Annotated in this window: 12 protein-coding genes and 1 pseudogene; 9 read left to right on the forward strand and 4 right to left on the reverse strand. The window is 50.2% G+C overall.

All coding sequences use genetic code 11. The features are described from left to right. Positions 1–68 precede the first annotated feature (68 nt). Entirely contained in the window at positions 69–341 is a 273-nt protein-coding gene (locus PY479_RS02245; protein ID WP_275482742.1) for a hypothetical protein, read from the forward strand. A gap of 218 nt (positions 342–559) precedes the next feature. Here PY479_RS02245 and metH read toward each other — a convergent pair whose 3' ends face one another. Continuing rightward, positions 560–4273 (reverse strand): methionine synthase, encoded by a 3714-nt coding sequence (metH, locus tag PY479_RS02250; protein WP_275482743.1) that lies wholly within the window; start codon positions 4271–4273, stop codon positions 560–562. Between the two features lie 246 nt (positions 4274–4519). Between metH and PY479_RS02255 the strand changes: the two genes are divergently transcribed. The 6 genes from PY479_RS02255 (at position 4520) to cobO (ending at position 9648) form a co-directional block, all read left to right on the forward strand. Further along, the gene (locus tag PY479_RS02255) at positions 4520–5182 is read left to right on the forward strand and encodes a histidine phosphatase family protein (RefSeq protein WP_212595416.1); all 663 of its coding nucleotides are present in this window, start codon (positions 4520–4522) and stop codon (positions 5180–5182) included. Between the two features lie 103 nt (positions 5183–5285). After that, positions 5286–6125, forward strand: coding sequence for an ABC transporter ATP-binding protein (locus PY479_RS02260; RefSeq protein ID WP_275482744.1), 840 nt, complete (start codon positions 5286–5288; stop codon positions 6123–6125). After that, complete coding sequence (locus PY479_RS02265) at positions 6112–7152, forward strand: iron ABC transporter permease (RefSeq protein WP_275482745.1); 1041 nt, start codon at positions 6112–6114, stop codon at positions 7150–7152. Before PY479_RS02260 ends, PY479_RS02265 begins: the two co-directional genes overlap by 14 nt. 22 nt (positions 7153–7174) lie before the next feature. Then, positions 7175–8230 (forward strand): nicotinate-nucleotide--dimethylbenzimidazole phosphoribosyltransferase, encoded by a 1056-nt coding sequence (cobT, locus tag PY479_RS02270; protein WP_212595419.1) that lies wholly within the window; start codon positions 7175–7177, stop codon positions 8228–8230. Continuing rightward, positions 8230–9021, forward strand: a complete 792-nt coding sequence (locus PY479_RS02275) for an adenosylcobinamide-GDP ribazoletransferase (protein WP_212595420.1) — start codon at positions 8230–8232, stop codon at positions 9019–9021. Before cobT ends, PY479_RS02275 begins: the two co-directional genes overlap by 1 nt. A 21-nt stretch (positions 9022–9042) precedes the next feature. Next, complete coding sequence (gene cobO, locus PY479_RS02280; RefSeq protein WP_275482746.1) at positions 9043–9648, forward strand: cob(I)yrinic acid a,c-diamide adenosyltransferase; 606 nt, start codon at positions 9043–9045, stop codon at positions 9646–9648. 108 nt (positions 9649–9756) lie between these two features. Here cobO and PY479_RS02285 read toward each other — a convergent pair whose 3' ends face one another. From PY479_RS02285 to PY479_RS02295, 3 genes and pseudogenes are all read right to left on the reverse strand, one after another. Beyond that, positions 9757–10545 (reverse strand): methyl-accepting chemotaxis protein, encoded by a 789-nt coding sequence (locus PY479_RS02285; protein WP_275482747.1) that lies wholly within the window; start codon positions 10543–10545, stop codon positions 9757–9759. Positions 10546–10565: 20 nt separating this feature from the next. Then, positions 10566–10832 (reverse strand): annotated as a pseudogene (locus tag PY479_RS02290) (IS3 family transposase); the annotation flags it as partial. A gap of 90 nt (positions 10833–10922) precedes the next feature. Beyond that, on the reverse strand, positions 10923–11465 hold the full coding sequence (locus tag PY479_RS02295; RefSeq protein ID WP_212595423.1) for a glutathione peroxidase: 543 nt from the start codon (positions 11463–11465) through the stop codon (positions 10923–10925). 225 nt (positions 11466–11690) lie between these two features. Between PY479_RS02295 and PY479_RS02300 the strand changes: the two genes are divergently transcribed. Together PY479_RS02300 and PY479_RS02305 are read left to right on the forward strand one after the other, a co-directional pair. Then, on the forward strand, positions 11691–12059 hold the full coding sequence (locus PY479_RS02300) for a CidA/LrgA family protein (RefSeq protein WP_275482748.1): 369 nt from the start codon (positions 11691–11693) through the stop codon (positions 12057–12059). Further along, positions 12052–12756, forward strand: coding sequence for an LrgB family protein (locus tag PY479_RS02305; RefSeq protein WP_275482749.1), 705 nt, complete (start codon positions 12052–12054; stop codon positions 12754–12756). The genes PY479_RS02300 and PY479_RS02305 overlap by 8 nt, the downstream gene beginning before the upstream one ends. The last annotated feature ends 18 nt before the right edge of the window (positions 12757–12774 follow it).

The following is a 12774-nucleotide window of genomic DNA, read 5'->3' on the forward strand; positions in this document are numbered from 1 at the left end:
GATTGCTAGTGCAAACACTCGAGCTGATACATTACTTGGTATAACACCCAAATACATGAATTATGTGGATGGATATGAAAAAGTCATGGATGATAATTGTGGTGTTTATTAGTGTATTTATGGCAGCAGGTTGCTCTACGGTGTATTCCATTTCTAACGGCGAAACAGCACCTTATTCTGGAACGACTCAGAATATTCAGACAATTAAGGCTGTTAGTGGTGAACACCGCCGCTGCGGTTTACCGAATTGCAATAGTAACTGGGAATTGTATGGGTATTTAGCAATGGCTGACTTTCTTCCTGGCATGATCATCGATACGTTGTTGTTTCCGTCTTGCTGACAGCGGATTCCGAGGGGAACGTGCATAAGTCAAAAGACCGGGTGCCGCATTAGCCCATCTGTTTGGTTGGTGGAGTAATCGATTGCTTGATGAAATGGGCTCATTTCGATGAGTCTTGCTGGTTCTAGTGCTAACAACGCTGAAAAATAAGGCACCGATATGGTGCCTTATTTTATGTTTGCTCGATAGCATCCACTACTAACGATATTATGCTGATTTTACTCTGGGTCGTAGTCCAGCACCGGTGCCAGCCATTTTTCCACTTCGGCGATCGTCATGCCTTTGCGCTGGGCGTAATCCGCTACCTGATCGCGACCGATATTGGTAATGCCGAAATAGCGTGATTGCGGATTGGCAAAATACCAGCCAGACACCGCGGCGGTGGGATACATGGCATAGCTTTCGGTCAGTCTGAGATCGATGCGTTGATCTGGTTGCAGCAGTTGCCACAACAAGCCTTTTTCAGTGTGATCTGGGCAAGCGGGATAACCGGGAGCGGGGCGAATGCCTTTGTATTTCTCGCGAATAAGTGCGTCGTTATCGAAATCCTCGTCGGCAGCATAGCCCCAAAATTCCTTACGCACGCGCTCATGCAAGCGTTCAGCAAAGGCTTCTGCCAGTCGGTCTGCCAGACATTTCAACATGATGGCGCTGTAGTCATCGTGGGCAGCGTCAAATTTTGCCAGCTGTTTTTCGATACCGTGCCCCGCGGTGACTGCAAATGCGCCCATGTAGTCCGCAACGCCAGTGTCTTTGGGCGCGACAAAATCTGCCAGACAGAAGTTGTGGTTACCCACACGCTCCAACTGCATGCGTAAGTGATGCGTGGTCAGCAAAGTTTGCTGACGCGCTTCACTGTCGTACAGCTCGATATCGTCATCATTGATGCTATTGGCCGGGAATAAGCCAAACACTGCTTTGGCGGTGAGCCATTTTTCATCGATGATTTTGCGCAGCATGGCTTTACCATCGGCATACACCTTACGCGCCTCTTCACCAACGACCATATCGTCCAGAATATCCGGGAAGTGACCGTGCAATTCCCAGGCGCGGAAGAATGGCGTCCAGTCAATGCGGCTCACCAGATCTTCCAATGGATAATCCTCAAATACCTGAATGCCTAACTGTCGTGGCTTCACCGGTGGATTGGCCTGCCAGTCGTGTTGTACTTTGTTGTCGCGAGCAGCTTGCAGCGGCACTAATGTCTTGCGTTTGGTCTGTGCCAGGCGTTTCTCGCGCATCACATCGTATTCGGCATAGATATCGGCAATTGTCTTAGCCCGAGTGTCATCGTTGATCAGTTTGCTGACCATTGGCACTGCGCGGGAAGCATCGGGAATGTAGATGGCACCGTGAGGGTAGTGCGGGGCAATTTTCACCGCCGTGTGAATTTTTGAGGTGGTAGCCCCACCAATAATCGCCGGAATAGTCAGGCCTTCTCGGGCGAAGGTTTTCACATTATGCACCATCTCATCCAGACTTGGGGTGATAAGTCCGGACATGCCGATGATATCGACCTTTTCCTTACGCGCGGTTTCGATGATCTGCTCTACCGGCACCATGACACCCAGGTCAATCACCTCATAGCCGTTACAGGCTAGCACGACGCCGACAATGTTTTTCCCGATGTCGTGCACATCACCTTTAACGGTAACCATCAATACCTTACCGTTGCTGGAGCCTTGCACCTTTTCCGCTTCAATAAACGGATTAAGGTAGGCGACCGCTTTTTTCATCACTCGCGCTGATTTCACCACTTGTGGCAGGAACATCTTGCCAGCACCGAATAAGTCGCCGACCACATTCATGCCATCCATCAACGGACCTTCGATAACGTCGAGCGGGCGAGTCGCGGCTAGACGTGCTTCTTCGGTGTCTTCATCGATAAATTCAGTAATCCCTTTGACCAGCGCATGTTCCAGTCGTTTGTTTACTGGCCAGTGCCGCCAAGCCTGATCTTCCTGCTTATTGGCACCGCTTTGTCCGCCACGGTATTTTTCGGCAATATCCAGCAGCTGTTCGGTGTTACTGGAGCCGACAACCGGACACGGCAAATTCAGCACCACCGCTTCGACGCGTTGCTTCAGCATCGGATCAATATCGTCGTAAATCGCCAGCTGACCGGCGTTGACAATGCCCATATCCATGCCCGCCTTGATGGCGTGATACAGAAAAACTGCATGAATCGCTTCACGTACCGGGTTATTGCCACGGAAGGAGAACGAAACGTTAGACACCCCGCCAGACACCATCGCGTGTGGCAAGGTGGCCTTGATATCTTTCACCGCGTTGATGAAGTCCACGGCGTAGTTATCGTGTTCTTCAATACCGGTCGCAATGGCAAAGATATTCGGGTCGAAGATGATATCTTCCGGTGGGAAGCCAACCTGATCGACCAAAATGCGGTAGGCGCGAGTACAGATATTGATTTTACGCGCGTGGGTATCGGCTTGGCCTTGTTCATCGAATGCCATGATGATCGCGGCTGCACCATAACGTTTTACCAGCTGCGCATGTGCAATGAAGGTTGCTTCGCCCTCTTTCAGCGAAATTGAGTTGACGATACCTTTACCCTGAATGCACTTTAATCCGGCTTCAATCACTTCCCATTTGGAGGAATCGATCATCACCGGCACTTTGCTGATGTCGGGTTCGGAGGCGATGAGGTTGAGAAACTTCTGCATCATCTCCACGCCGTCTAACATGCCTTCGTCCATGTTAACGTCGATGATCTGTGCACCGCTTTCTACCTGTTCACGAGCCACATCGAGTGCAGTTTCAAACTGCCCCTCTTTGATCAGCCGCAGAAATTTGGCTGAACCGGTGACATTGGTGCGCTCGCCGACGTTAACGAACAAACTGTTGGCGTCAATGGTCAGCGGTTCCAGTCCGGCCAGGCGGCAGGCCACTGGCAGCTCCGGCAGTTGTCGCGGTTGATATGGACTGACGGCCTCACGGATGGCTTTGATGTGAGCCGGAGTCGTCCCACAGCAGCCACCAACTAAGTTAACCAGTCCTTCCTTGGCCCACTGACCAATCACCTCGGCCATCTGCGCCGGCGTTTCATCATAACCGCCAAATTCATTCGGTAAACCGGCATTAGGGTGTGCGGAAACAAAGGTTTCACTGATGCGCGCCAGCTCTTCCACGTAAGGGCGTAATTCTTTCGGTCCAAGCGCGCAGTTAAGGCCAAATGACAACGGCTTGATGTGGCGCAGTGAGTTGTAGAAAGCTTCGGTTGTCTGGCCTGTCAGCGTACGACCTGAGGCATCGGTAATGGTGCCGGAAATCATTACTGGCAAGCGAATACCAAGTTTGTCAAACACTTCATCAATCGCGAACAGCGCCGCTTTGGCATTGAGGGTATCGAAAATGGTTTCGACCATCAGCATGTCCGCGCCGCCTTTGATAAGCGCTTCAGTGGCTTGCACATATGCCGCCACTAACGCATCAAAGTGAATATTGCGAAAGCCTGGGTCGTTGACGTCGGGACTAATGGAACAAGTACGGTTTGTGGGACCTAGAACCCCGGCGACATAACGCGGAATCCCAGTAGCCGCAGCGACTTCGTCGGCGGCTTCGCGTGCCAGTTGGGCCGCTTGTTGGTTAATTTCGCTCACCAGCGCCTGCATATCGTAATCAGCCATGGCGATGGTGGTGGCATTGAAACTGTTGGTTTCGATGATGTCTGCACCGGCTTCCAGATATTGGCGGTGGATAGACTTAATAATCTGCGGCTGAGTTAATACCAGCAGATCATTGTTACCTTTGACGTCGCAATGCCAGTCGCGGAAACGTTCACCACGATAATCTGCTTCTTCCAGTTTGAAGCTCTGGATCATGGTGCCCATTGCACCGTCGATAATCAAAATACGCTGGGTTAGCGCATTGTGGATTTGCTGTGTTGCAGCGATGGCAGAATTGCTAATCATTGGAAGCCTTAATTACTTGTTCCTAAAATAAAAATTAACAAATACAAACTTTTAAATTTGAGTTATGATCCAGATCACATTACTGTGATTATGATAGTAAACTTGCATCATAGTATGGCTGCGGAATAACTACAGGGTTGTTTTGGATGTTTATACGTATAGACGTCCATAATAAGGATTCCGGCGTTCTGCGGCAAGGTGAAATTGTTGCCCCTTAGCCCGGGTAGTTAAATCGAAGGAACCATCATGTCCTGCTACAGAAAATTGACAGTATATCTGATGCGTCACGGCAGCTGCGCCGATGGCGATATTCTAAGAGGCCGTACCGAGTCGCCTTTGAGCGAGCAAGGTGAGGCAGAAATGTGGAACGCTTGGCGAGAGCTGTGTGAGCATCTGCCTGAAGGTAAATTGTTGTTGCTGAGTTCTCCACTGCAACGTTGTAGCCAGTTCGCCGATGGACTGGCCAGCGAGATGCCGGAATTTTTTGACAGTCCGCTGCAAACAGCCGACTGGTTGCAGGAGCTGAATTTCGGTGAATGGGACGGTAAGTCCTATGCGTCGCTGCAGGCAGATTATCCGAAGGCCACTGCCGCCTATCAGGCTGATCCGTTAAACCATACGCCCCCAGCGGGTGAAACCGTGCGAGAACTGTATCGCCGGGTAACCCGCGGTTGGGAATCGTTAATCCAGGAATTGCTGCATGGTGAGCAGCACACCGCACTTTTGATCACTCACGGTGGTGTGATGCGCACATTGATCAGCGAAATGCTGAATCCAGGCGAATTACCGCTTAATGGTGTATTCAACGGTCTGGAACTGCCTTATGGTTCCGTGCTGAAGATAGAAGTAGACGCTCATGAAGTGGATGGCGAATGGGAATGCCAGCCAAAACTGCATTGGCAGCTGTAAAAAATGCCCAAATGTGCTGCTGCCAGCACTGATTGCTGGCAGCAGACAGTCTTAAACTGTTAGCCTACTGCACATGTAATGATATTTTTGGTGGAGGCGGCCCATGGTGCCGGCCCTGACGGCAGTTGATGTTTCCTGGTCGGTAGCAGACAAACAGATACTCTCTGGTGTCAGTTTTAACTTGATGCCAGGCAAAATGCTGGGATTGATTGGTCCGAATGGTGCCGGTAAGTCCAGTTTATTGAGATGTCTGTATCGGTATATCCACCCGGATGCCGGTAATATTTGCTTGTATGGCACCGATATTTTTAGCCGGCCACTGAAAATGTTTGCCCGCGAAGTTGCGGTTGTGTTGCAGGAGATACCACCACAAGCGGATGTGAGTGTGTGGCAGTTAGTCTCCACCGGTCTGACCCCTTATAAAAGGCTTTTCGAGCGGGATTCAGCAGAGGATAATAGCGCCATTGCTGCCGCTTTGGTGCAGGTGGGATTAGGCGATAAGGCCGATGCCGCATTGCAGCATCTGTCTGGTGGTGAAAAGCAGCGTGCGCTGATCGCCCGGGCCATTGTTCAAAAGCCAAAATTACTATTGTTGGATGAGCCAACCAATCATCTGGATATCCGATATCAGATCCAGATCCTTGAGTTGGTTAAAAGCCTGGGTGTGACCGTCATCGCGTCGATTCACGATCTTAACTTAGCATCAGCAATGTGTGATGAACTGTTGTTGCTGAATCAAGGCGAAGTCGTTGCTGTCGGCGCGGTTGAGAATGTATTGACGGAACAGCGTCTCAGTGAAGTGTTTGGTGTCTGTTGCGAGATTACTCGTCATCCACAGACAGCGAAACCACTCATTCATTATTTTTATGGTTATTCGCCGATAATGGCGGGTAGTAACGGCGTCGCTCAGCGCCAAATGGGTAATGCTTATGCCCATAAGTGAGCGCTTGCCATCGCCGGTGGATAAGCGATTGCAAGTCTGTTGGTTGAGTATGTTGTTATTGCTGCTGGTGACGCCACTGGCAGCGACAGCATTCGGTGCGGCTGATAATATCAGTATGCTGGATGTGGCTCGGGTACTGGGCCATAAAATATTGGGCATGGGGCAAGTGCCTGATATCAGTTTGCGGATTGTATGGGAACTGAGGTTACCAAGGGTGTTGTTGGCCTTTATTGCCGGGAGCGGTTTGGCAATCTGTGGCTATGTGCTGCAAAGTGTGACTCGCAATCCATTGGCTGACCCGTACCTGTTTGGGATCAGTGCTGGCGCTTCTTTTGGTGGTGTGCTGGCACTGACATTGTTGGGTGGTAGTTGGCTGGCATGGATGTCATTGCCATTAGGGGCATTTGTCGGTGCCTGCTTGTCAGTATTAATCGTACTGGCGATGGCGGGTTCACGAGCAGACAGTCAGATTGAACGGCTGTTATTGTCCGGTGTGGCGGTGTCCTTTATGTTTGGCGCATTTACCAGTTTATTGTTGTATTTTTCTACGCCGCAGGCGACTGCATCGCTACTGTTTTGGACGCTGGGGAGTTTTGCCCGGGCGGATTGGAGCAGTTTAGGCATGCCGGCACTAGTGGTGGTCGTGGCACTGGTGCTTATATTAGGGTACCAGCGGCAGATCCTGGCGATACTTGGCGGCGATGAGACCGCTCACACCTTGGGGGTTAGGGTGATGAAGTTACGCCTGGGAATGCTGTTATTGTGCTCACTGATAACGGCAACACTGGTGGCGCAGTGTGGCGGTATAGGTTTTGTGGGGTTGATGGTACCTCACTTGCTGCGTTTGCTGTTGCCTGGTAGGCATCCCATGATGCTGACCGCGCTCGCAGGCGGATTATTTATGGTGTGGGTGGATGTGCTTGCGCGCAGTCTGTTACCTACCCAGGAACTACCGGTCGGTATTATTACATCGGCAATCGGCAGTGTGTTTTTCTTGGCTGTTCTGCATCGGCGCAGGCAGTATTAATCAGGATAAAGGTTTATTTATTATGTATTCGGTAACTCCCGTTAATCACTCATTTGATGAAGCCATCAAATCACGGATACACCATAAAACTAAGTTACGTGGTTCTCTTGGCAAGTTGGAAGAAGTGGCGTTAAAGCTCGCCCGCATTCAATTTAAATCTCCCGAAGATAAGCTGGCGATTAAAAAACCAGTGATGTTGGTATTTGCTGCAGACCATGGTGTTGCTGACTTTGGCGTTTCCGTCGGCGACAGTGAACTGACCGCCGAAATGATCGAGAATTTTGTTAAAGGCGGCGCTGCAATTAATGTGTTCTGCCGTCAGAATGGTCTGGATCTGGAAGTGATTGACTGTGGTACTCGCCATCAGTTGGACCTGCCACAGGTGGTCAACCAGCGTCTGGGGGATGCCACTAAGCCTATCCATCAGGAAGAAGCCATGTCCATTGAAACCGTATTTGAAGGTTTCAAAATGGCGAAGGAGCTGGTGAAGCGCCATATCTATGATGGCAGTAATATGCTGGCTGTCGGTGAAATCGGTATTGGTAACACCACTTCCGCCTCTGCGGTGATGGCGGCGCTGACTGGCATTCCGGTTGCTGAATGTACCGGCCGTGGCTCAGGTATTGATGAAGATGCCCTGAAACACAAACGTATGATCGTTGAACGCGCATTGCAGCTGCATTACTCCAATCTGACTGATCCGGTGCGTGTGTTGGCATGTCTCGGCGGGTTCGAGATCGTACAGATGACCGGTGCGATGCTGGCGGCTGCCGAATTCGGTGTTCCTGTCGTAGTGGATGGCTTCACTTCATCTGTGGCTGCACTGGCGGCGGTGAAACTGGCTCCTGGAGTGCGTGAGTATCTGATTTTTGCCCATCAATCAGCCGTTTATGGTCACAAACAACTGTTGGCACGTCTGGATGCTCATCCTATGTTGCATCTGAATTTGCGTCTGGGTGAAGGTTCTGGGGCTGCGTTGGCGATGCCGCTGCTGCACTCTGCGGTGAACTTTTACAATGAAATGGCTGCCGTCGACGGTGTTGACGCTGCTCAAGGCAACGATTCCGGAGCAAATTAATGGGCAAATGGGCTTTCTGGCTAGAGCAGCTGCGGCTGTTTGTCATTGCCGTTGGCTTTTTTACCCGTATTCCTTTACTGCGACGCATCAGTCCTGACAATGAAACCATCAACCGCGCCAGCCGTTATTATGGGCTGGTGGGAACCTTGGTGGGAGGTTTGTCAGCACTGGTGTTGTGGCTGCTTTCGATCTATTTGCCGTTGTCAGTAGCGATTGTGCTGTCGATGATAACCAGTGTCTGGCTTACCGGTGGTTTTGATGAGCACGGGCTGGCCGTAACCGCCGATAGTTTTGGTGCTGGTGATTCAGCCGGACAGAAACTGCAAATGATGAAAGAAAGACGCCTTGGCAGTTATGGCGTACTGGCGTTGGTGCTGGCGTTATTGCTCAAATTTGAGCTGTTGATGGAACTGGCATTGTACGATCCAACACTGACCGCTTTGGCGTTAGTGCTCGGGCATACGCTTAGCCGCGTTACCGCCGCCAGCCTGATTTTCGGTGAAACCTGTGTGCATGAAGAGGGGCTCAGCCGTCACCCGGTACAGCGTCAAAGTGTCAATGAGCTAAGTTTTCTGTTGGTCACTGGTCTGCTTGTGACACTGTTGTTTTCGCGCGGCCAACTCATCCCGTTACTGGTGGGGTTAGTGTTACTGCGGTTTATTCTGGCGCGTTGGTTTCGTCATCAAATCGACGGATACACTGGCGATACCTTAGGCGCCGGGCAACAGTTGGCAGAGGTGTTGGTCTACATTATTGTGCTGGCTGGCTGGAATGCCGCCACTCGTAGTTAACCCAATTTTCAGGACAATGTTGTGACAGACCAACGTGATGACAATGCCCGCCACCAGGCGCGGCAGCAGAAACTCAAGCAAGCTGTGGATGCCAGAGTCGCCGCCGCTACCGAAGAAAAAGGTATTTTGTTGGTAGTGACCGGTGATGGTAAAGGTAAGTCCACGTCGGGGTTTGGCACTGTCGCACGTGCTGTGGGGCATGGTAAGAATGCGGCAGTGGTGCAGTTTATCAAGGGCAACTGGGACTGCGGCGAACGTAAATTACTGGAAAATGCCGGTGTTCGCTTTGAGGTTATGGCAACCGGATTTACCTGGGATACCCAAAACCGTGCCAGTGACACTGCCGCCGCAGAAAAAGCCTGGGCCGTTGCTGAACAGTGGTTAAAAGATCCAGCAATAGACGTGCTGCTGCTGGACGAGCTCACTTACATGCTGAGCTTCCACTATCTGGATTTGCAACGAGTGTTGAACGCGTTGAAAAATCGACCGCCTCTGCAGCATGTGATTGTCACTGGCCGTAATTGTCATCGACAGCTGTTAGCGCTGGCCGATACCATTAGTGAAATTCGTAATGTCAGGCACGCCTTTGATCATGGCGTAAAAGCTCAACCAGGTTTTGATTATTAGTGCCATATATTGGCTGTGATTATCCGCGGTCTAATTAGTTTTAGTGATGATTGGAAGCATGGTGGAGCGGAAGGCCCCACCCTGTTATGGCGGCTAAAAGTCGATGACTTAATTCAGTTTAAACCCGGCAATTGATTGCTTTAATTGCACACCTAGTGCCGCCAGCCTTTCAGTCGCTGCAGCAGTTTCATTAGAGGACATTGCGGTTTGCACAGTAATGTCATTCACTTGGCTAATACGTCGATTAATCTCTTCAGAAACAATGCTTTGTTGCTCAGATGCGGTAGCGATTTGCTGATTCATTTGCTGCACTATGGTGACTGAGTCTGCAATATTGGCAAACAGCGTGCCTAAACCCGAGGCATTTTGAGCATTCTGGCTGGCAATCTCCTGACTGCGCTGCATTTTTACTAATGCTGCCTGTGAACCCTGTTGTAACGTCTGGATCAGATCCTCAATTTCGAGCGTGGACTGCTGCGTGCGCTGGGCCAGATTGCGAACTTCATCAGCCACTACGGCAAAGCCACGTCCTGCTTCTCCGGCACGCGCGGCTTCAATGGCAGCATTAAGTGCTAACAAATTAGTCTGCTCAGCCACGGTTTTAATCACTTCCATGATTTTACTGATCCCTTCGGTTTGGGTGGCTAACTCCGACATGGCGTTGGCAGAACTATTGGCCTCATTACTCAATTCGCTCACCAAGACTAACGCTCCGGAGATCTCCGCATTACCAGCTTTAGTGATCTGCTCGGCATTGGTTGTGGCCGCAGCCGCTTGTTCGGCATTGGCGGCCACATCCTTGACTGTTGCCGTCATTTCATTCATTGCTGAGGCAATCTGCTCGGTTTCAATCTGCTCGGTTTCAATCTGCTCGGTTTCAATGTGCTGCTGTGCCATCGCTTGTTTATTCTGGACGGGACATCACGCTCAAGGCGTTTGATAGTTTGTGCTGGGGTTTCTTTTGAATTAGGCATAAGGGGATGCTGAAAAGGTTTCGACCAATTGAGTCTACCATGCTTTCTGAGCCAAACGAGTACGGTTGTCTTACCCTGAATGCCAAAGCGCTGCTGGGCTTGTTTGTACGTCATCTCGCCTTTTTCGACACGCTCTACGACACCTAATTTAAAGGCTAAGGTGTAATCACGTTGCGTGCGCTTACGGCTTGAGTTAGTTGATGTCGCCATAAAGAAGTCCTCTTTATGTCAACGTATTTCAGGACGGGACAGTCAGCGATAAAAAGGATGGCGCGGATGCCATCCTTTATTTAATTCTCTTTATGCCAACGCTTTTGCCAATGCTTCTTGGAAAACCTCAGTTGTCACGGTGATATCCGGCGCAAAGCGGGCCAGTACCGTACCGTCTTTTCCTACCAAAAATTTCTCAAAGTTCCACAGTACATCTTCTGGATGTTTCGGCGCCTGACCAAGTTCGATTAACTTAGCTTTGAGTTTGCCATCAGGCGTTGCAATAGCCTTGGGCTGTGACAGAATCAAGGCTTGGTATAATGGATGCCGTGCTGGTCCGTTGACATCAATCTTGGCAAACATTGGGAAAGTGACGCTGTAATTCAAACTGCAAAATTGTTGGATCTCTGCTTCATCACCTGGTTCCTGTCCCAAAAACTGATTGCAGGGAAAACCAAGAATTTCCAACCCTTCAGTGGCTTTATCTTTGTAGAGTTTTTCCAGATGTTCGTACTGAGGCGTTAAACCACATTTGGAGGCAGTGTTGACAATCAGTAGTACTTTACCGTGAAAATCAGCCAGTGCTTGTTGCTCACCGGTAATAGTTTTGACCTGGATGTCATAGATGCTCATGATATTTACCTTCTTTGATATTTGATCGAGATCACATTGCCTGAGTTGATTGTCATTCGCAAGTAAGATGACCGTATTCCTGATTGCAACAATCTGCGTATGGTCGTTGCCCATGTAATTAATCGCGCTTTGGGGACCTTACAAGCGCTTCGCAGTAGTTGTTAAACAAGGTAATCTTGAAACTATTCTTTCGAAAATGCTCTATGTCAGTCACGGGAGGACAAATTGCCTGTTAACGGTTTAACTTGGCTGGTAGTTCTGCAATTACTCGGTGCTTTGCTGCATCAATGGCTATTGCCAACGCTCCCCGGTCCAATCATTGGCTTGTTGTTGCTATTCGTCTGGTTGCTGCTTTATGGCCGGCTTCCCCCGACCTTGCAGGCAGCGGCATCTCCCTTGTTGCAGTACTTGCCGATGTTGCTGGTGGTTCCTTGCGTGGGACTCATGAGTAACCTGGATGCGCTTTGGTCACAATTGCCGATTATTGCCGTCTCATTGTTGGGGGCTATGTTGATCACCATTCCTTTCTGTGGCTGGCTGATGCAACGAATGATCCGGCGTCAACAAAGGCTGAGGGGAGGCAAGCATGATTGACAGCTTGTTAGCCAGCTTGCAGTCATTGAAAGCAACACCAGAGTTTGCCGTAGGCCTGACCATGGTAGCGTTCCAAATAGCATTGTGGTTTTATCGCAAAACTAAAATCGCTATTTTGCAGCCGGTCATCGTGGCGGTGACGATTGTGATCATGGTGCTGCTGATATTAGATGTGCCATATGCCGATTATCGTGTTGCAGCAGAACCGGTGGCGTTTCTGATTGGCCCAGCAACCATTGCCTTGGCTGTACCGCTTTATAGTCAATTGCGACGTATTCGCCAGTTATTTGGACCGATTCTGATCACTTTGGTCTGTGGCGGGGGGCTGACGGTTGCCTTAAGCGTACTGTTTTGTTGGTTGTTAGGTGGGTCCGAAGTACTGCAGATGAGTCTAGCGCCAAGGTCCGTTACTATGCCTATTGCGATACTGGTATCCGACAGTATTGGCGGCAATATTTCATTAACGGCGGCGTTTGTGATGATTACCGGCGTATTTGGGGCGGCAATGGCGCCGTGGTTATTTAAATTGTTTCAAGTGACAGAGCCCGCCGCGCGTGGCCTGAGTTATGGCATAAATGCGCATGCGATGGGCACAGTACAGGCCTTGGATGAGGGCGAAGAATGTGGTGCCTTTTCGGCCTTGGGAATGGGGCTGTTTGGTGTGCTAATGGCAGTAGTTTTGCCATTGCTGCTTTAGTCAATTATCTGGGGATAT

The organism is Shewanella sp. A32 (genome assembly GCF_029167175.1).
GTDB lineage: Bacteria > Pseudomonadota > Gammaproteobacteria > Enterobacterales > Shewanellaceae > Shewanella > Shewanella yunxiaonensis.

What these genes read in the sequence shown, in the direction of transcription:
- PY479_RS02245 (WP_275482742.1), top strand. Translation starts at nt 69, where the DNA reads ATGGATATGAAAAAGTCATGGATGATAATTGTGGTGTTTATTAGTGTA.
- metH (WP_275482743.1), bottom strand. Translation starts at nt 4,273, where the DNA reads ATGATTAGCAATTCTGCCATCGCTGCAACACAGCAAATCCACAATGCG.
- PY479_RS02255 (WP_212595416.1), top strand. Translation starts at nt 4,520, where the DNA reads ATGTCCTGCTACAGAAAATTGACAGTATATCTGATGCGTCACGGCAGC.
- PY479_RS02260 (WP_275482744.1), top strand. Translation starts at nt 5,286, where the DNA reads ATGGTGCCGGCCCTGACGGCAGTTGATGTTTCCTGGTCGGTAGCAGAC.
- PY479_RS02265 (WP_275482745.1), top strand. Translation starts at nt 6,112, where the DNA reads ATGCCCATAAGTGAGCGCTTGCCATCGCCGGTGGATAAGCGATTGCAA.
- cobT (WP_212595419.1), top strand. Translation starts at nt 7,175, where the DNA reads ATGTATTCGGTAACTCCCGTTAATCACTCATTTGATGAAGCCATCAAA.
- PY479_RS02275 (WP_212595420.1), top strand. Translation starts at nt 8,230, where the DNA reads ATGGGCAAATGGGCTTTCTGGCTAGAGCAGCTGCGGCTGTTTGTCATT.
- PY479_RS02285 (WP_275482747.1), bottom strand. Translation starts at nt 10,545, where the DNA reads ATGGCACAGCAGCACATTGAAACCGAGCAGATTGAAACCGAGCAGATT.
- PY479_RS02295 (WP_212595423.1), bottom strand. Translation starts at nt 11,465, where the DNA reads ATGAGCATCTATGACATCCAGGTCAAAACTATTACCGGTGAGCAACAA.
- PY479_RS02305 (WP_275482749.1), top strand. Translation starts at nt 12,052, where the DNA reads ATGATTGACAGCTTGTTAGCCAGCTTGCAGTCATTGAAAGCAACACCA.